The organism is Synechococcus sp. UW69 (assembly GCF_900474185.1).
In the GTDB taxonomy this organism is placed as follows: Bacteria; Cyanobacteriota; Cyanobacteriia; order PCC-6307; family Cyanobiaceae; genus Parasynechococcus.
The window spans coordinates 1-17088 of sequence record NZ_UCNW01000009.1; the positions used below are offsets into that span (position 1 = coordinate 1).

Here is a 17088-nt window from a genome sequence, read left to right on the forward strand (position 1 = left end):
ACGTCGAACCATCCCCGCTGTGGCGCGCGTCCTACAGCGATCGTCATGAGAGGTGCTTCATGATCCGTTACATGAGCGAGCCTAGGGGGGGATCACCGAAATGGGGCGGCTCCCCGCACCTAATTGCAAGGGATGAGTAGAAATGCGCATTTCTGAACCGACGGGATGCCGCCCCCTCCGCGAAGATGACGCATCGATCTTTTCCAACGCTGTGTACGTCATCGAACTGGCCCTGCGCATGAGTCCTCTCCCTGTGTCTGTCCAGCGGAAAGAACTGGCTGATGCCGATGCGCTGTATCAGCAGATCCGCCAAGCCATCGACCACAGCCAACCCCGTCTCCTGGAGCTCACCTGCGAGAAAGTGGAGGGAAAAAAAGTGACGCTGCTGGTTAGTGAGATTCTCGCTGTTCAGCTTTATGAGAAGGCTTCGGCGACGGGTGGCAGCAAGCGACCCGGCTTTTCCTTTGATTCCTGAAACCGCCACCGCTCAACTGAGCGTTGAGGCCGTCAGCCATCGTTGGCCGAACGGCCATCAGGCCCTCGATCGCTGCAACCTCGTGATCCCAGGCCCTGGCCTATGGATGCTGGTGGGAAGCAACGGAAGCGGCAAAAGCACCCTGTTCCGCCTGATTTCAAGACTTTTGGAACCGCAGAGCGGACAAATTCACTGCCGAACCAAAACTGCTCTGGTCTTTCAAAACCCCGACCATCAACTGTTGCTTCCCAGTTGCGGCAGTGACCTGATGCTCGGGATGGACTCCCAAGGGCTGGGGAGGCAACGCCAAAGCGCAGTGCGTGACCTGCTGAAACAGTTCGGCCTCGCTGAGATGGAGAACCGACCCATTCACAGCCTCAGCGGCGGCCAGAAACAACGCCTGGCCATCGCTGGAGCCCTGGCGAGTGACGCCGGCCTGCTGCTGCTAGACGAACCGACCGCCCTGCTAGACCCCGAGAGTCAGACCACGGTGCTGAATACCGTGCAACGCCTTTGCAGAGACGCCATCCAACCGATCACAGCCCTTTGGATCACCCACAGGCTGGGGGAGTTGAGCTTCGCTGACGGTGCAGCCCGCATGCGCGATGGTCGAATTGGCCCCTGGACGAGTGGAAGGGAACTGCAACGACGCTTGCAGGGCGGCGCATTCGAGAGGTAAGGTCTCCGGGAGCCATTCCTCGGTAGCTCAGCGGTAGAGCGGTCGACTGTTAATCGATTGGTCGCAGGTTCGAATCCCGCCCGGGGAGCTTTAAAGCCACAGCAGATGCTGTGGCTTTTTTATTGACAAAAAAAGGAATTTCGTGACGGGTGATTGCCCGAAGCGGAAGACTTCCTAAACAGCCGATCGAGAAACAAAACTAAAAAAGCCTTCACATCGCTGTCACTGCAGACGATTTCCTGCAAACAAGCCCATCACTGACTCGCCAGCCAAAATCTGCAGACACTTGAAAAGCTTGAGAGAATCTGCGCAGCGTTAATCCCGACAGACAAGCGCTCCTTTTTCTCCAGCCGCATTGCCGCCGAACCAATGAAGCCTTGCATCCTGCTAATCGAAGATGACCAGGACATGCGCGACCTGGTGAGCGGTCATCTGGAGCACAGTGGCTTCGACGTGCAGCGCGCCGACGACGGCATCAAAGGTCAGGCCCTTGCTCTCCAATACACCCCCGATCTGATCCTGCTGGATCTGATGCTGCCGAAGGTGGACGGTCTCACCCTTTGTCAGCGTCTGCGGCGAGATGAGCGCACAGCGGGAATACCGATCCTGATGCTTACAGCTCTGGGTGGCACCAAGGACAAAGTCAGCGGTTTCAATTCAGGTGCCGATGACTACCTGACCAAACCCTTCGATCTGGAGGAGCTTCAGGTCAGGGTCAAGGCCTTGCTGCGTCGCAGTGATCGTGCACCCGTTGGATCGAGCAATCACAACGAAATCCTCAGCTACGGCCCCCTCACCCTGGTGCCCGAGCGCTTTGAAGCCATTTGGTTCGATCAACCCGTGAGGCTCACGCACCTGGAGTTCGAACTTCTCCACTGCCTGCTCCAGCGTCACGGACAGACCGTGGCTCCCTCTTTGATCCTCAAGGAAGTCTGGGGCTACGAGCCTGATGACGACATTGAGACCATCCGTGTGCATGTCAGGCACTTGCGGACCAAGTTGGAACCCGATCCCCGCAAGCCACGGTTCATCAAGACGGTGTATGGAGCGGGCTACTGCCTCGAACTCCCCACTAGCGCCCAGATGGATGGCCTTGAGGACGTCGTGGCGATGGCCCGCGAAGAACGCAAGCAGCAAGGGGATCGGGCCTCGGCCTGACCAGGTCAGACGGCCTGTTAAACGGATGGCGTGAGATCCAGAAGCGCCACCTCCCAGGCCAAACGAGGCTGGACAAAAGAGAGCAGCTGACCGCGCAGCATGTCCAGTCGCTTGAGCATCGCAGCGGAGCTACCGCAGTGCCAAAGCCGATGTTGCCACCAGCCGATCAGCCACAGCTGCTGCTCGCCATCAAGGGCTTCGCACAGATCGCGCGCTAACGACAGCGCCTCCATCGGATTGGCAGGCAGCGCGTTGAAGCGCTGAACCAACTCCTCAGGGACACCCGCCAGGCTGCGGCGATGGTCGATCAAAGCGCCTGGAGAACCGGCAGCCAGCGCCAGCAATTCTGGCGCGTCTTGAGCCATGGCACCGGTGCGTTCGAGCACTTGTGCCATGGCCTCGGGATTGAGCCTGAGAAAACGGATCAACTGACAACGGGAGCGAATGGTGCTGAGCAGCCGCTCAGGGGCTGATGTCAACAGGATCAGCACCCCATGGCCTGGTTCCTCCAACGTTTTCAGCAGAGCGTTTGCCGCTGCCTCCGCCATCGCTTCGGCGGCTTCAATCACCACCATGCCTCGCTGGGCCTCCACGGGCTGCCGTGCCAAACAGCGGCCAATGTCTCGAATCTGCTCCAACCGCAACTGTGGCGGGGTGCGGCGACTGAGTCCCGCCTCCTCGGCTTCCGCACGGGTGAGCAAACGCCCCTGATGCTGATACGTGGGCTCCACCCAAAGCAGGTCAGGGTGATTGCGCTCCAGCAAGCGTCGCCGCTCCCGGGCAGAGGGCTGACCATCGGCCAGCAGACCCTCCAGAAAACGCACTGCCGTCAGTTGACGCCCGACCCCCTCAGGGCCGGCGAAGAGGTAGGCCGGTGCCACGCGCCCCTGGGCGAGGGCTGCCGACAGCAGATCAACGGCGAGGGGCTGGCCGATCAGATCCTCAAACAGCGCGCTCAAGCCAGATGCTCCTGAAGCTGATGTTCCAGAGCAGCACTGACGGCACTCGCTGACTGGTCAGCAGCGACGGAGCACCAGGAGCGCTGCTGCGCCAACTGCGCAAAACCCTGCGAGACCCGTTCCAGGAATGCAGCTCCCTCCGCTTCGATGCGGTCTTGCTTGTCGCCAAGGCGCCGCTCAAGACTGGCTTGAACAGGAAGGCTCAGCCAGAGGGTGAGATCGGGCTGCAAGCCAGTGGTGGCGATCTGTTCAAGCCGTTGAATCAAGTCTCGATCCAAGCCACGGCCATAGCCCTGATACGCCAGGGTTGATCCCGCGAAGCGATCACTGAGAACCCAGTCGCCACGTTCCAGGGCCGGACGGATCAACGTTTCAACGTGCTGAGCCCGATCAGCGGCATACAGCAGCAACTCGGCGGTGGGGGCTGGTGCCTCCTGATCGACTGTATGCAGCAGGAGTTCACGAATCGAGCGTCCGAGGGGGGTCCCTCCGGGCTCACGGGTACAAACCAAAGAAGCGCCCTTCGGCATCAGACCGCTTGTGGGCAACCAATCGACCAGATGACGGATCTGCGTGGTCTTGCCGCAGCCATCAATGCCCTCCAAAACAATGAGACGTCCAGTCATGGCAAGCGAAGAGCCAAGGCATTCATCACCACGGTGATGGAACTCAAGGCCATCAGCAGCGCCGCCAGCGGAGGCGACAACAGCACGCCGTGGCTGGGGAGCAGGGCTCCTGCAGCAACGGGGAGAACGATGAGGTTGTAACCGAAGGCCCAGAACAGGTTCTGCCGCACCTTCACCAAAGTCCTGCGGGCCAGGCTGAGGGCTTCGGGAAGGTTGTCGAGCCGATCGCCAAGCAGCACAAGACCAGCGGAGTCCTGCGCGATCTGCGTTCCAGTACCGATGGCGATCCCAAGATCAGCCGCGGCCAAAGCCGGCGCATCGTTAATGCCGTCGCCCACCATCGCCACCCGCTCGAGCTGACGCAGCTGCTCGAGGCGTTGCAGCTTCTGCTCCGGGAGCATCTGCCAGCCCAGATCATGAGCCGCGAAACCCAACTGCTGACCGAGGCGGCGGACGGCCGCCTCCCGGTCACCGCTGAAGACCGAAAGGGTCAGACCATGGCCCCGCAGGCGTTGCAGCGCAGGAGCGACATCCGGACGAATCTGATCCTCGATCTGAATCAGTCCCAATAGGCGATCACCCATAGCAACCGCCACCACCGAGCCTTCAGCCGCAGAGAGCCAGCCCTGAGCTGATGGGGAGATGTCCACACCCTGCGCCACCAACCAGTCGGGCTTTCCGACACGAAGCCTGGCCGACGCACCATCCACATAACCTTCCAGCCCCTGACCGGACACAGTGCGCACGTCATCGCACTCCAGCAGTTGGAGCTCCCGGCCCTGGGCCTCCTGCAGCAGGGCATAGGCCAAAGGGTGACGGCTGGTTTGCTCCAAGCTGGCGGCGAGTTGCAACAAACGATCCGGGTCATCCCCATGCACATCGGTCACCAGAGGGCGACCCAAGGTGAGGGTGCCGGTTTTGTCGAAGACCACATGATCCAGACCCGCGGCGGTTTCGATCACATCGCCACCGCGGAACAGCCAACCGCGCCGCGCTGCCAAGCCGGTGGCCACCGTAATCACGGTTGGAGTTGCCAGACCGAGGGCGCAGGGGCAGGCGACAACAAGCACAGCGATCGACAGTTGCAAGGCCAGACCAATCGGGGTACTTGCTCCACGTCCCAACCCCCCGTGATGCATCTCATGAGGCATCGCATGGTCATGGGGCATCCCGGGCGCTGAAGCCTGCAGGACCTGGGGCCAATGCTCCGCACCGAACAACCACCAGAACAGAAACGTTGCGAGAGCCAGGCCAATAACGCCATAGCAAAAGCGGCCCGCCACACGATCGGCAAGGCCCTGGATGGGGGCCCGACGGGCCTGGGCCTGCTCCACCAAGCGAATGATCCGGGCAAGAGCGGTTTCGGCGCCAACTCGGGTGACCTTGAACACCAGGGTTGCCTCCAAATTGAGGCTGCCGGACGACAACTCGATGCCGGGCTCTGCCTGCAACGGCAAGGGCTCACCAGTAAGGCTCGACACATCAACGGCCGAAGCCCCCTCAAGCACCACTCCATCCACCGGCACGCGGTCACCCGCCAGCAACTGAACGGTTTCACCGGGTCGCAGAGCCCCGACGCGCACCTCACGAATCGCGCCGTCGGGCAACAACAGGCGAGCCGTGTCCGGCTGGAGCCGGGCCAGTTGCTGCAACGCCTGCCCGGTCCGAAAACGGGCCCGTTCCTCCAAGAAACGTCCAAGCAGGACGAAGCCCAGCAACATCACCGGTTCATTGAAAAAGCAGGGCCAACCCACCTGGGGCCAGACCAACGCCACCAGGCTCGCCACATAGGCACTGCTCACCCCCAGGCCCACGAGGGAGTCCATGCTGGGAGCCCCTGCACGGGCAGCGGCAACACCACCCACCAAGATCGGACGGCCTGGCCCGAGCAGAGCCACCGTTGCAAGCGTGGCGTGGAAGGAAAGGGTGCCGATCAGAGGCAGCGACAGCTGCCCTGCCTCACTGAGATGCCCAAGCACAGACAGCAGCAGCAGTAGTAGGGCAACCATCAGCTGTCGCCATTGCTGCCACCAGCCCGGCAATGCTTGGCTGGCAGCCGCCGCACCGATCGGGTCGTCCAAAGCGCGCTCTTTGGCTGGGAAGCCCCTGTCTGCAAGGGCTTTCAATACCCCAGCAACATCACTCTCACCCGCGGTGAGATCGAGCCAGGCCGAGCGGCTGACCAGATTCACATCGGCACGCTGGACACCAGGCTGGTCCAAGAGGGTGGTTTCAACAGCGCGAACGCAACCGCCGCATTTCATCCCTTCCACATCCAGGACGACGGTCTGAACCGCAGGGCTCACAGGTGTTTACGCAACAGGGATCATTACGAGCAGGCTAGGTCGGGCTCTGATCCCGTCAGGATGGGGGCCAGTCCGCCGGAGCGCCGTGCCCCGCAGCAACCGCAACGACAACTTCATTGACAAGAGCTTCACGGTGATGGCGGACCTGATCGTCAAGCTGTTGCCGATCAATGCCCGCTCGAAGGAGGCCTACGTCTATTACCGCGATGGCCTCTCCGCCCAGAACGATGGTGATTACGCCGAGGCGCTGGAGAACTATGAGGAGGCCCTGAAGCTTGAGGAGAACTCCACAGACCGGAGTGAAACCCTCAAGAACATGGCCATCATCTACATGTCCAACGGCGAGGAGGAGCGGGCCATCGAGACCTACCGCCAGGCTCTCGAAGAAAACCCAAAGCAACCCTCCTGCCTCAAGAACATGGGGCTGATCTACGAAAAGCGGGGGCGAATCGCCGAGGAAGGCGGTCGGCAGGACGAAGCCGATCGCTGGTTTGACCAGGCGGCCGATGTCTGGACCCAGGCCGTGCGCCTCAATCCCGGCGGTTATCTCGATATCGAGAACTGGTTGAAGTCAACAGGCCGCAGCAACGTCGACGTCTACTTCTGAATTAGGTCGGATCGGGCTGCACAGCATCACCGAGCGCCAGCACCAAGGCCTCGGTGACGTTATCGGCCTCCAGAAGAGCTAGATCAAGGCCCGACGCCAAATCTCCGAGGCCACTGCCCCGTGGCACGACAGCCCGTCGAAACCCCAGCCGTGCCGCTTCCTGGAGCCGCAACTCCAGCTGGCCGACAGGACGCAGCTGCCCCCCCAAACCGAGCTCTCCGATCAATACCGTGCCCGCGGGAAGGGTGAGGTCTCTGAAGCTGGCAACCACCGCAGCAGCAACCCCCAGATCCGCCGCTGGCTCCTCCACCTCCAGACCACCCGCAACGGCGAGGTAGCAATCGAAGCGCGAGAGCGGCAGTCCCATGTGCTTCTCGAGCACCGCAAGGATCTGGTGCAAACGATTCGTGCCGATCCCTGTGGCCGTGCGTCGCGGGCTGGCATAGCTGGTGACATTCACCAGAGCCTGCAGATCCACCACCAGCGAACGCGTGCCCTCACAGGCCACGATCGTCGCAACACCGGACGCACGGGCATCGCTGAGGAACAGCTCACTGGGGTTGCCCACCTCGGCTAAGCCACCGCTCTGCATCTCGAACAAACCCAACTCATGGGTGGCGCCAAAGCGGTTCTTGACGGCACGCAGCAGGCGGTGACTGGCGAACCTGTCACCTTCGAAGGTGAGCACGGCATCCACAAGGTGTTCCAACACCTTCGGGCCGGCCAGCATGCCTTCCTTGGTGACATGGCCCACCAACAGCAGGGAAATGTTCTGGCGTTTGGCCAACCGTTGCAGGGCAGCCGCACATTCGCGCACCTGGCCAACCGACCCCGGAGCACTGGTGAGATTGGCGTCATGCAAAGCCTGAATGCTGTCGATGATCGCCACAGCGGGGCGAAGCGCTTCCAGCTCTTCCAACACCAGTTCCAGATCGGTTTCGGCCAGCAACTGCAGCTCCGATGCACCTCCAGCGAGCCGCTGCCAGCGCAGCTTCACCTGCTGCGCCGACTCCTCAGCACTCACGTACAGCACCGATGCACCGGCCGCCATCGCCGAGGCGCTCTGCAGCAGCAATGTGCTCTTACCGATCCCCGGATCGCCTCCGACGAGCACCAGAGAACCGGGTACAAGGCCTCCACCCAAAACACGGTCAAATTCAGCGGAACCGGTCGCCAGGCGCTGCAGCGGTTGATCCTCCAGCGAGGCCATGGCGGTGGACCGTCGCGGCGCAGCGGCCACCTCTGGATCCGGGGCACTGCGGCGACGACGGCCATCGACTGGAGGCTGAGATTGCTCCACCAAGGAATTCCAGCTGCCGCACTCGGGGCAACGGCCAAAAAACTGTCGGGCACGGGCTCCGCAGACCTGACAGATAAAAACAGAGGTGGACTTGGGCACTGCGAACTGTGAAGAAAGTTGCCGTTGAATGAACGAATCAGGGGGCTGCCCTTTTATTTGTGGCGAGAAGTGACTAACGCCTCGTTGCCCATGACGGCCACGGCTCCCACCAAGGAAACGATCCTCGTGGTCGACGACGAGGCATCGATCCGACGGATCCTGGAAACCCGGTTATCCATGATCGGGTACAACGTAGTGACCGCCTGCGACGGAACCGAAGCCCTGGAATTGTTCCCGACCTGCACTCCCGACCTCGTGGTGCTGGACGTGATGATGCCGAAGCTGGACGGCTACGGCGTCTGCCAAGAGCTGCGCAAGGAGTCGGACGTACCCATCGTGATGCTGACGGCCCTCGGCGACGTGGCCGACCGGATCACAGGGCTTGAGCTTGGGGCCGATGACTACGTGGTGAAGCCCTTCAGCCCCAAGGAGCTGGAAGCCCGCATCCGCTGCGTGCTGCGACGGGTTGAGAAGGAACAGGTGGCGGGCATCCCTAACTCCGGGGTCATTCAGGTGCTCGACTTGCGAATCGACACCAACAAACGCCAGGTATTCCGTGGCGACGAAAGGATCCGGCTGACAGGCATGGAATTCAGCCTGCTGGAACTGCTGGTGAGCCGTTCCGGTGAACCGTTCAACCGCGGCGAAATCCTCAAAGAGGTTTGGGGTTACACCCCGGAACGCCACGTGGATACCCGGGTGGTGGATGTTCATATCTCCCGGCTGCGATCCAAACTGGAGGATGATCCGGCCAATCCCGAGTTGATCCTCACAGCTCGGGGCACCGGCTACCTGTTCCAGCGCATCGTCGATTCCGTTGCCTCCGAAGGTCCCTGATCCCGCCCCGGCCCCTCAGCCGCGGAACAAGACCAACCGTCCTCGGGCGATCCGTCGCCTGGTGATCTGGTATCGGCGCAACGCCGCCGTCACAACCATCGTGGATGGTGCTGCCAACTCAGCAACGGCAGCGGGATCGATGGCGGGCAACGTGGCGGAAACCGTGGTCTCCGGAGCCGGCACGGTGGCCAGCAGCGTGCTCCAACCTCTGGTGTTCGACCCTCTCCGCTGGCTGCAGGGGGGCACCAACACCGACGACATTGACGATGCGGAGCGTCTCTGGGTCGCCGTCGATGGCATGGGCGGTGACCATGCGCCGGGGCCGATTCTGGAGGGATGTCTGGACGCCATTGACCGGCTGCCTCTGAAGATCCGCTTCGTGGGGGAAATCGAGCGGGTCATGGCCGCCGCCAACAGCCTCGGCCTGCGCGAATCCCTAGAAAGTGCAAGGGCAGCAGGGCATCTGGATCTGGTGGCCAGTGGCCCCTCCATCGGCATGGATGACGAGGCCACAGCGGTGCGGCGCAAACGGGACGCCAGCATCAATGTGGCCATGAACCTCGTGAAGAAAGGGGATGCTCTCGCGGTTTACTCAGCCGGGAATTCCGGCGCGGTGATGGCTTCGGCGATTTTCCGGCTGGGACGGCTGAAGGGCATCGACCGACCAGCCATCGGTGCACTGTTCCCAACCAAAGATCCCGGTCAGCCGGTATTGGTGCTCGACGTCGGCGCCAACATGGACTGCAAACCCACCTATTTGCATCAGTTCGCCCTGCTGGGGAACATCTACAGCCGTGATGTTCTCCAGGTGAGTCAACCGCGGATCGGCCTGCTGAACATCGGCGAAGAGGAATGCAAGGGGAACGATCTCTCCTTAAAGACCCATGAACTGCTGCGGGATGAATCCAGGCTGCATTTCGCCGGAAACTGCGAAGGCCGTGATGTGCTCTCGGGCGATTTCGACGTGGTGGTCTGTGATGGATTCACCGGCAATGTGTTGCTGAAGTTTTTGGAATCCGTCGGCAGTGTTCTGCTGGGGGTGCTGCGGGCGGAGTTGCCCCGGGGGCGGCGCGGCAAGGTGGGATCAGCGTTTCTGCGCAGCAACCTGAAACGCATTAAGAAGCGGTTGGACCATGCCGAGCACGGTGGGGCGCTGCTTCTGGGCGTCAACGGCATTTCCGTGATCGGCCATGGCAGCAGCCGGGCCCTCTCGGTGGTCAGTGCCCTGCGCATTGCCCACTCCGCTGCGAGCCATGGCGTGATGGAGGATCTCGCAACACTGCATCAGGGTTGTGATTGACTGACGCGACGTCCTTCAACCTCCGCTTTGGTCGAGCCGCTCAGCACAACCAGAGGGGTGTTGTTCCGAGGGTCTGGCAGCGCGACGCCCAGCCGCTCCATCAGCAACGAAGAGCTCGGCCAGCGGGTTGAAACCAGTGATTCCTGGATTCGGAGTCGTACCGGGATTGCCGCACGACGTGTGATCGATGCGGATGAATCCCTCAACGAACTGAGTGGATTAGCAGCGGAACGGGCTCTGGCCATGGCTGGTTGGTCTGCCGACAGCCTCGATCTGATTGTGTTGGCGACCTCCACCCCAGACGACCTGTTCGGCTCGGCGCCACGCCTGCAGGCTCGTCTCGGTGCCACCAATGCCGTGGCCTTTGATCTCACCGCCGCTTGCAGTGGCTTTCTTTTCGCCGTTGTCACCGCTGCCCAGTACCTGCGCAGTGGGGCGATGCGCCGCATCCTCGTGGTGGGAGCCGATCAACTGAGCCGCTGGGTGAACTGGGACGACCGACGCTCCTGTGTTCTGTTCGGTGATGCGGCCGGCGCCGTGGTGCTGGAGGCATCAGACAACGGCCAAGACAATCTGGAGGGATTCCTGCTGCGCTCTGATGGCAGCCGAGGCGAGGTGCTCCAGCTTCCCCAGGTCAGCGAGCGCAAGTCCCTTGTGGGGAACGCCAGCCATCAGTGCGGCGGCTTCGAACCCATTCAGATGAACGGGCAGGAGGTCTACAAATTCGCGGTGCGCGAAGTGCCAGCCATTCTCGCGCAACTGCTCGAACAGAAAAGCGTCGCCGCAGATGCCGTGGACTGGCTGCTACTGCATCAGGCCAACCAACGCATCCTTGATGCAGTGGCAGATCGCTTCTCTGTCCCATCCGAAAAAGTGCTCAGCAACCTGGCGCACTACGGCAACACATCGGCGGCCACCATTCCCTTGATGCTTGACGAAGCCGTGCGCGATGGACGCATCCAACCCGGGCACCGCATCGCCAGCAGTGGCTTCGGAGCGGGATTGAGCTGGGGTGCAGCACTCTTCCGCTGGAGCGGGCCCGCCTAATCTCCGGCACGGTCAGCAGAACACAGCAATGGCGATCGCCTGGGTCTTTCCCGGTCAGGGCTCTCAAAAGGTGGGCATGGCAGAAGCGCTGCTCAGCATCGATGGCAGCCGCGAACGTTTCGCCACAGCCTCCGAACTGCTGGGGCGCGACCTCTTGGCGATCTGCCAGGGCGAAAGCGGCGGCGGTGATGGACCGGATGATCTCAACGACACCCGCAACACCCAGCCCGCCCTGTTCGTGATCGAATCGCTGCTGGCCGACAACCTGCAGCAGCAGGGCCGCGAGCCTGCACTGGTGGCCGGCCACAGCCTGGGCGAGCTGGTCGCCCTCTATAGCGCTGGTGTGTTTGGGCTGGACACCGGCCTGCAGCTGATGAAAACCCGCTCAGAACTGATGGCGAGCGCTGGGGGCGGTGCCATGACGGCCGTGATCGGCTTCGATCGCGGTCAGCTGGACGACCTGGTGGCTGCCACGGAGGGCGTCAGCATCGCCAACGACAACAGCGATGCCCAAGTGGTGATCTCCGGCGCTCCAGAGGCCGTGCAGAGCGTGAGTGAAGCCCTGAAATGCAAGCGCGCGATCCCTCTGGTCGTTTCCGGGGCTTTCCACTCTCCTTTCATGGCAGAGGCTGCTGAGCGCTTTGCCGCTGCACTGGACCAGGTGCCATTCCAAGATGCCCGCGTTCCGGTGCTCAGCAACAGCGCTGCCAGCGCCAGCACCAGCGCTGACGAGCTCAAACAACGCCTGAAGCAACAGATGACAACAGGGGTGCGCTGGCGAGAAACCATGGCGGCCATGACCGACAGCGGCGTCGACACCCTGGTGGAAATCGGACCGGGGAACGTGCTCAGTGGCCTGGCGAAACGCAGCATGAGTGGCGTGACCACCGCCCAAATCGCCGGGGCGGGAGACCTCGGACAGTGAGTCAATCCAGCCTCGTCCCCACACCCAAGCCGAGCTTGACCTACAGGCTGGTCAGCAACCTTCTGGTCTTCCCTGTCTTTCGCTTGCTGTTCCGCGGCTCGACCGCAGGCAATAACCGAGTACCCATGCAAGGGCCTCTCGTGGTGGTGGCCAACCACGGCTCCCATCTGGACCCCCCCTTGCTGGGCCATGCCCTGGGGCGCCCTGTTGCTTTCATGGCGAAGGCAGAACTATTCAGCATCCCGCTGCTGGGACGCGTGATCCGGGCCTGTGGTGCCTACCCCGTCCGGCGGGGTGCCAGCGATCGCGAAGCGATTCGAACCGCGACGGCACGGCTCGAGGAGGGCTGGGCCACCGGCGTTTTCCTGGACGGCACGCGACAAAGCGACGGCCGGATCAACAACCCACTCCCCGGAGCGGCCCTTCTGGCGGCGCGTACAGGCGCCCCACTGCTGCCGGTGGCCATCCATAACAGCCACCGCGCCTTGGGAACGGGGCGCAGCTGGCCGCGGCTGGTGCCCATCCAGCTGCGTATCGGTGACCCCATCCCGGCACCGGCCAGTCGCCGCAGGCCCGATCTGGATGCCACCACCGCCCTGCTGCAGGAACGCATCAATGCTCTGCTGGATCAGGGTCCGCAGCATCCCTGAGGTCTCGACCCGTCATCACCCAAGCCACAGCGCGCAGCCAGTCACTCCATTTCTTCAAGCGACCCTCCTGCATGCAATCCGTACGGCACTCCACGGGAACTCCGGTGAGCTGAATTCCACGGCTGCCAGCCACCACCTGGCCCACCGCCATCGAGCGGGGCAAGTGGTCTTCGCTGGTCACCAGCAAGACATGGCGAACGCCATCCGCCTGCAGCTCGTCCACGACAGAGGTGAAGTTGCTGAGGGTGTCACGGGCCCTGTAATCGAGGGTGACGCGGTCTGGATTGAAGCGCTCTTCACTGAGCATCCATTCGGCGTACTCAGGATTGCTGCCACCGCTCACCAGCAGCGGCAGATCAAGCTGACGCGCCAAGCGGGCACCCATGCGTTCCCGATCCACATCACCTCCAAGCACAAGAACGAGTTGCGGTGGGCTGCGATCCAACAGAGCCTGGCGATAGGGAGACAGCGGTCCGGGCCCCAGCAGCCAGGCCATGAGGCCGGCACCCAGCAGCAGCCCTGTGCGCACTCCCGCCATCAGACCTGTCCAACAGGAGAGGTGGGATAGATCGGCAAGACCTTGGCCCAGGGCAGCGCAGCGCCAGCGGCATGACTGCGTTTCAACAGCTGCAACAGGCGCGCCACATCCTCAGCCACATCGAGTTGAGCCCCAAGGGCTGGCTTGGGAGAGCATCCCTCCGGCAACAACGTCGGCAGGCTGAGTTCGTGGACCTGCCCCGCGGTGACCTGGTACTGACCACCAACCACCCCCCTGCGGGGCAACTCCTGAGTGATCCAGAACGGTTGCCCATGATTCGATCCGAGCAGTTGCGACTCCAGGCGTGGCGCCATCAAGGCGTAACTGCTTACTCCGAGCAGAGGGCAATCCAGCTGTTGCGCCAGGGTGCGCGCCATCACCACCGTCAGGCGGGTGCCGGTGAAGCCGCCGGGCCCCGTCGCCACGGCAAGGCCCTGCAATTGAGGCCAACGCTCAGGGGGGAGGAGCGCCTGAACGCGCGAAATCAAACTGTTAGACAGCCCCCGTCCATCCGGATGAACCTGCACGAGCGGTCCTGCTCCAGGCTGCTCAGGATCCAGCAGCGCCATGCCAAAACGATCCGAACAGCTGTGCAAGGCGAGCAGCAGCGGCAAGGCCGTCATCGGGGCAACTCCTGTCCTGGACAGCAACGCCGCCATCGACCGGGATCTGCCTTAAAGCTTGAGCAGGACCGAACATCCCACTCAACCCCGGCCTGACCATTGGGGAGATCGATCACCGACACGTGAATTCTCGGCGCATCTGGCTCAAAATCCGGGGTCTCAGCAAGATGCGGAACGCCATGCTGACGCTCAACTGCGTGATAGGCCTGACAACGGTCGACCCAGCTGCAGTCCACGCAGATGCACATGCCTCCCAAGGCCGTTCACTCCCCCATTCTGATGGTCCAAGGCTCTGGCGACGCACTGCTTGAACAGTTGCGAGCGCGACTGGCTCCAGCGCAATGGCCGCTACCCCTGAAACGGCTCCCCAAAGGCACAGCGCTGGTGGGCGGGGCAGTTCGCGATGGATTGCTCGACCGTCTCCAGGATCAACCCGATCTAGACCTCGTGGTCCCGACCGACGCCATCGCTCTGACCCAGGCCCTAGCCCAGGAGCTCCATGGCACCTGTGTGGTGCTGGACACGGAACGGAGCATTGCTCGGCTGGTGCTCGGAGGCTGGACGGTGGACATCGCCCGACAGGACGGTGCCTGCATCGAAGACGATCTCTGGCGCCGCGACTACCGACTCAATGCCATCGCTGTTTCGCTCCAACCCTGGGGGCAGTTGTGGGACCCCACCGGTGGGCTGAACGATCTCCAACAGGGTTGCCTGACGGCTGTGTCGGAAACCAACCTCACCGACGATCCCTTGCGGCTGCTGCGGGGCTTGCGGCTAGCGGCTGAGATCCCACTCACAATCTGCAGCCAAACCATGGGCTGGATTGAGCGTCATGCCTCACGGCTGCCTGAGGCGGCACCGGAGCGGATCCTCGCGGAACTGCAGCGCCTGGTGCGGGGCGAGCACGCCGATGCGGCGATCGCAACCTTAAAGAGCGTGCCGTTGCTGCGCCCCTGGGCCGCCGAGGGGCAACCTCCAGCGCCCTCTGACACGGAAGGGATGAGCAAGGAGGAAATAGCTGTCGCTCTGCCCTTGGCGCGGCTAACAGCCCTCATCAGTGATGACGGCATGATCCAACTCCGAGCCAGTCGAGCCCTACGCCAACGCTGCGAACGCCTGCGGTTCTGGCAGCAGCGCACCGGCCTGGCACCGGAGTGTCTGCCGGAAACCGATCGACTGAGATTGCATGACGAGCTTGAACGGGATCTTCCCGCCCTTGCCCTGCAACTGCCAATGCCCGAGAAAGAGATCTGGCTGCGGCGATGGCGGGACTCTGACGACCCCCTGTTCCACCCCAGAGCACCCATCGACGGCAACAGCCTGGTCAAGGCTCTGGAGATCCAACCCGGCCCCCTTCTCGGACGTCTGCTGCATCATCTGAAGCTTGAACGCGCCTTCAAGAGGATCCAGACCACGACTGAGGCCATTGAGGAAGCCAAACATTTCTTGACCCGTGAAAGCGAGGCTCTGTGATTAACTTTGCAGGTTTCAATGATGACGGTCAGACACCGACAGATCGCATTTTCTTTCCTTCATGAGCATCCGCCTGTACATCGGCAACCTGCCGCAGACCTTTGAAGAACAGGAGCTGGTGGCTCTGCTCAAGTCAGTGGGAGAGGGGATTCGGTTCAAGTCGGTTCTCGACCGCGAAACCGGCAGCTGCCGTGGATTCGGCTTTGCCAATGTCGACGACGCCAAGGTCGCCGATGCAGTGATTGAACAGCTGAACGGCAAAGAGTTCGGTGGCAGCACCCTGCGGATCGAGCGTTCCGAACGACGGGACAACAACGCCGGTGGCAACCGTCGTGGAGCCCCCAATGCTGCAGGACAGCCTCAAGTGGCCCGCAAAGCGGTGAACAAGGTGGTTCACAGTGACGAGAAGAGCGAAGGCGCTCCCGACCCCCGCTGGGCCGGTGAGCTGTCCAAGCTCAAGGACCTGCTGGCCGACCAGAAGACGGCAGTCTGAATCCGTCACCGATCTGGTTGAGCAAAACGCAATTCATCAGCCCCTGCCGATAAAACCGGCAGGGGTTTTTTGCTGACTCGAACCTCAGCGTGCCTGGGCCAGGAGGAACGAACGCGGCAGATCGAGCAGTTTGTTGACCTTGGCCACGTAGGCACGGTGATTGAACACGTCGTAATCGACCCGTTCAATCTCATCCAAGATTCCCCGATAGAGCCGTAACGACGTCCACACCGGCCAGCGCGCATCGGCGGAGAGCCAGCGCACCCCGGCTTCAGAACGCGCAAACCAGTCGCGGGCCCGCTCCAACTGGAATCGCATCAAGGCACGCCAGGAACTGTTGAGTGTTCCTGCCATCAACTCATCTTCTGAATATCCGAAGCGCTCGAGGTCTTCTTGCGGCAGATAGATACGACCGCGGCCCCGATCTTCACCCACATCCCGAAGGATGTTGGTGAGCTGGTTGGCGATCCCCAAAGCGACGGCAGCATCGGATGTGTCTGGGCAGTCACTCCAGGGAGCTGAGGTGTAGGCCTGATCGACACCCATCACTCCCTGGGTCATCAGGCCAACGGTGCCAGCAACGCGGTAGCAGTAGAGCTTGAGGTCCTCGAAGCGGGGATAGCGGGTCCAGGTGAGGTCCATCCGCTGTCCCTCAATCATGTCGAGATAAGGCTGGATGCCCTGGGGAAACCGCTCCAGGGTGTCCACCATCACCGCATCCAGATCGTCCTCCACCCGTCCGGCGAACAAGGCCCGGGTTTTCTCCTCCCAGCGGTCGAGCCGCTCAGCAAGCTCCTCCACAGGACGCGCCTGAGCCTCAGCGCTATCCATCAACTCATCCGTACGACGGCACCAGACATAAATCGCCCAGATGGCACGCCGCTTTTCTGGGGGCAGAAGCAAGGTGCCGATATAGAACGTCTTGGCCCACTCAGCAGTCTCCCGACGGCAGGCCTCGAAGGCTGCGTCGAGATCCAGGGAGGCGAGTGGCAT

The 17088-nt window shown here is 62.2% G+C and carries 19 protein-coding genes and 1 tRNA gene; 12 read left to right on the forward strand and 8 right to left on the reverse strand.

Going from position 1 to position 17088, the window contains the following annotated elements; genetic code table 11:
* The first annotated feature begins 211 nt into the window (after positions 1–211).
* The 4 genes from DXY29_RS07635 to DXY29_RS07650 all read left to right on the forward strand — a co-directional run bounded on the left by DXY29_RS07635 (position 212) and on the right by DXY29_RS07650 (position 2312).
* The gene (locus DXY29_RS07635) at positions 212–475 is read left to right on the forward strand and encodes a hypothetical protein (RefSeq protein ID WP_115024992.1); all 264 of its coding nucleotides are present in this window, start codon (positions 212–214) and stop codon (positions 473–475) included.
* Positions 465–1154: an ABC transporter ATP-binding protein gene (locus DXY29_RS07640; RefSeq protein ID WP_244279350.1), complete on the forward strand. Its 690-nt coding sequence runs from the start codon at positions 465–467 to the stop codon at positions 1152–1154. Before DXY29_RS07635 ends, DXY29_RS07640 begins: the two co-directional genes overlap by 11 nt.
* Before the next feature lie 16 nt (positions 1155–1170).
* Positions 1171–1242, forward strand: a tRNA-Asn gene (locus DXY29_RS07645).
* A gap of 281 nt (positions 1243–1523) precedes the next feature.
* On the forward strand, positions 1524–2312 hold the full coding sequence (locus DXY29_RS07650; RefSeq protein ID WP_115024390.1) for a response regulator transcription factor: 789 nt from the start codon (positions 1524–1526) through the stop codon (positions 2310–2312).
* A gap of 17 nt (positions 2313–2329) precedes the next feature.
* Here the strand turns inward: DXY29_RS07650 and DXY29_RS07655 are convergent, their stop codons facing one another.
* The 3 genes from DXY29_RS07655 to DXY29_RS07665 are packed head-to-tail and all read right to left on the reverse strand — an operon-like array spanning position 2330 to position 6203.
* Entirely contained in the window at positions 2330–3271 is a 942-nt protein-coding gene (locus DXY29_RS07655; protein ID WP_115024392.1) for a DNA polymerase III subunit delta', read from the reverse strand.
* Positions 3268–3897 (reverse strand): dTMP kinase, encoded by a 630-nt coding sequence (gene tmk, locus DXY29_RS07660; RefSeq protein WP_115024394.1) that lies wholly within the window; start codon positions 3895–3897, stop codon positions 3268–3270. The genes DXY29_RS07655 and tmk overlap by 4 nt, the downstream gene beginning before the upstream one ends.
* Positions 3894–6203, reverse strand: a complete 2310-nt coding sequence (locus DXY29_RS07665) for a cation-translocating P-type ATPase (protein WP_115024396.1) — start codon at positions 6201–6203, stop codon at positions 3894–3896. Before DXY29_RS07665 ends, tmk begins: the two co-directional genes overlap by 4 nt.
* Positions 6204–6288: 85 nt before the next feature.
* Here DXY29_RS07665 and DXY29_RS07670 point away from each other — a divergent pair, with 85 nt between their 5' ends.
* Positions 6289–6810 carry a photosystem I assembly protein Ycf3 gene (locus DXY29_RS07670; protein WP_115024398.1) on the forward strand — a complete coding sequence of 174 codons (522 nt, stop codon included), beginning with the start codon at positions 6289–6291 and terminating at the stop codon, positions 6808–6810.
* Position 6811: 1 nt separating this feature from the next.
* Here the strand turns inward: DXY29_RS07670 and radA are convergent, their stop codons facing one another.
* Positions 6812–8209: a DNA repair protein RadA gene (gene radA / locus DXY29_RS07675; RefSeq protein WP_115024400.1), complete on the reverse strand. Its 1398-nt coding sequence runs from the start codon at positions 8207–8209 to the stop codon at positions 6812–6814.
* 90 nt (positions 8210–8299) lie between these two features.
* On the opposite strand from radA, the gene rpaB reads away from it, so the two are divergent.
* The 5 genes from rpaB to DXY29_RS07700 are packed head-to-tail and all read left to right on the forward strand — an operon-like array spanning position 8300 to position 12968.
* A complete protein-coding gene (gene rpaB, locus DXY29_RS07680; RefSeq protein ID WP_115024402.1) occupies positions 8300–9046 on the forward strand; it encodes a response regulator transcription factor RpaB in 747 nt (248 codons plus the stop codon).
* Positions 9027–10346 (forward strand): phosphate acyltransferase PlsX, encoded by a 1320-nt coding sequence (gene plsX, locus DXY29_RS07685; RefSeq protein ID WP_115024404.1) that lies wholly within the window; start codon positions 9027–9029, stop codon positions 10344–10346. The genes rpaB and plsX overlap by 20 nt, the downstream gene beginning before the upstream one ends.
* Positions 10347–10403: 57 nt before the next feature.
* Positions 10404–11393, forward strand: a complete 990-nt coding sequence (locus DXY29_RS07690; protein WP_244279376.1) for a beta-ketoacyl-ACP synthase III — start codon at positions 10404–10406, stop codon at positions 11391–11393.
* 28 nt (positions 11394–11421) lie between these two features.
* A complete protein-coding gene (gene fabD / locus DXY29_RS07695; RefSeq protein ID WP_115024408.1) occupies positions 11422–12318 on the forward strand; it encodes an ACP S-malonyltransferase in 897 nt (298 codons plus the stop codon).
* Positions 12315–12968 carry a 1-acyl-sn-glycerol-3-phosphate acyltransferase gene (locus tag DXY29_RS07700; RefSeq protein ID WP_115024410.1) on the forward strand — a complete coding sequence of 218 codons (654 nt, stop codon included), beginning with the start codon at positions 12315–12317 and terminating at the stop codon, positions 12966–12968. Before fabD ends, DXY29_RS07700 begins: the two co-directional genes overlap by 4 nt.
* On the opposite strand, the gene DXY29_RS07705 is transcribed toward DXY29_RS07700, so the two are convergent.
* Genes DXY29_RS07705 through DXY29_RS07715 form a run of 3 tightly spaced genes read right to left on the reverse strand, consistent with a single transcriptional unit; the run spans position 12931 to position 14377 of the window.
* Positions 12931–13506, reverse strand: coding sequence for a YdcF family protein (locus DXY29_RS07705; protein WP_115024411.1), 576 nt, complete (start codon positions 13504–13506; stop codon positions 12931–12933). The two genes, DXY29_RS07700 and DXY29_RS07705, sit on opposite strands and share 38 nt — an antisense overlap.
* Positions 13506–14129 (reverse strand): tRNA (adenosine(37)-N6)-threonylcarbamoyltransferase complex dimerization subunit type 1 TsaB, encoded by a 624-nt coding sequence (tsaB, locus tag DXY29_RS07710; protein WP_115024413.1) that lies wholly within the window; start codon positions 14127–14129, stop codon positions 13506–13508. Before tsaB ends, DXY29_RS07705 begins: the two co-directional genes overlap by 1 nt.
* Positions 14126–14377, reverse strand: a complete 252-nt coding sequence (locus tag DXY29_RS07715; protein ID WP_115024415.1) for a Ycf34 family protein — start codon at positions 14375–14377, stop codon at positions 14126–14128. Before DXY29_RS07715 ends, tsaB begins: the two co-directional genes overlap by 4 nt.
* A 31-nt stretch (positions 14378–14408) precedes the next feature.
* Here DXY29_RS07715 and DXY29_RS07720 point away from each other — a divergent pair, with 31 nt between their 5' ends.
* Together DXY29_RS07720 and DXY29_RS07725 are read left to right on the forward strand one after the other, a co-directional pair.
* A complete protein-coding gene (locus DXY29_RS07720) occupies positions 14409–15602 on the forward strand; it encodes a CCA tRNA nucleotidyltransferase (RefSeq protein WP_115024993.1) in 1194 nt (397 codons plus the stop codon).
* A 61-nt stretch (positions 15603–15663) separates the two neighbouring features.
* Positions 15664–16095, forward strand: coding sequence for an RNA-binding protein (locus tag DXY29_RS07725; RefSeq protein WP_115024417.1), 432 nt, complete (start codon positions 15664–15666; stop codon positions 16093–16095).
* Between the two features lie 84 nt (positions 16096–16179).
* Here the strand turns inward: DXY29_RS07725 and DXY29_RS07730 are convergent, their stop codons facing one another.
* Positions 16180–17088, reverse strand: a complete 909-nt coding sequence (locus DXY29_RS07730; protein WP_115024419.1) for a phytoene synthase — start codon at positions 17086–17088, stop codon at positions 16180–16182.

Bases quoted from the DNA above. Each gene is read 5' to 3' on its own strand.
- DXY29_RS07730 (WP_115024419.1), bottom strand. From the start codon at position 17,088: ATGCCACTCGCCTCCCTGGATCTCGACGCAGCCTTCGAGGCCTGCCGT.
- DXY29_RS07650 (WP_115024390.1), top strand. From the start codon at position 1,524: ATGAAGCCTTGCATCCTGCTAATCGAAGATGACCAGGACATGCGCGAC.
- tsaB (WP_115024413.1), bottom strand. From the start codon at position 14,129: ATGACGGCCTTGCCGCTGCTGCTCGCCTTGCACAGCTGTTCGGATCGT.
- rpaB (WP_115024402.1), top strand. From the start codon at position 8,300: ATGACGGCCACGGCTCCCACCAAGGAAACGATCCTCGTGGTCGACGAC.
- DXY29_RS07720 (WP_115024993.1), top strand. From the start codon at position 14,409: ATGGTCCAAGGCTCTGGCGACGCACTGCTTGAACAGTTGCGAGCGCGA.
- fabD (WP_115024408.1), top strand. From the start codon at position 11,422: ATGGCGATCGCCTGGGTCTTTCCCGGTCAGGGCTCTCAAAAGGTGGGC.
- DXY29_RS07715 (WP_115024415.1), bottom strand. From the start codon at position 14,377: ATGTGCATCTGCGTGGACTGCAGCTGGGTCGACCGTTGTCAGGCCTAT.
- DXY29_RS07705 (WP_115024411.1), bottom strand. From the start codon at position 13,506: ATGGCGGGAGTGCGCACAGGGCTGCTGCTGGGTGCCGGCCTCATGGCC.
- tmk (WP_115024394.1), bottom strand. From the start codon at position 3,897: ATGACTGGACGTCTCATTGTTTTGGAGGGCATTGATGGCTGCGGCAAG.
- DXY29_RS07725 (WP_115024417.1), top strand. From the start codon at position 15,664: ATGAGCATCCGCCTGTACATCGGCAACCTGCCGCAGACCTTTGAAGAA.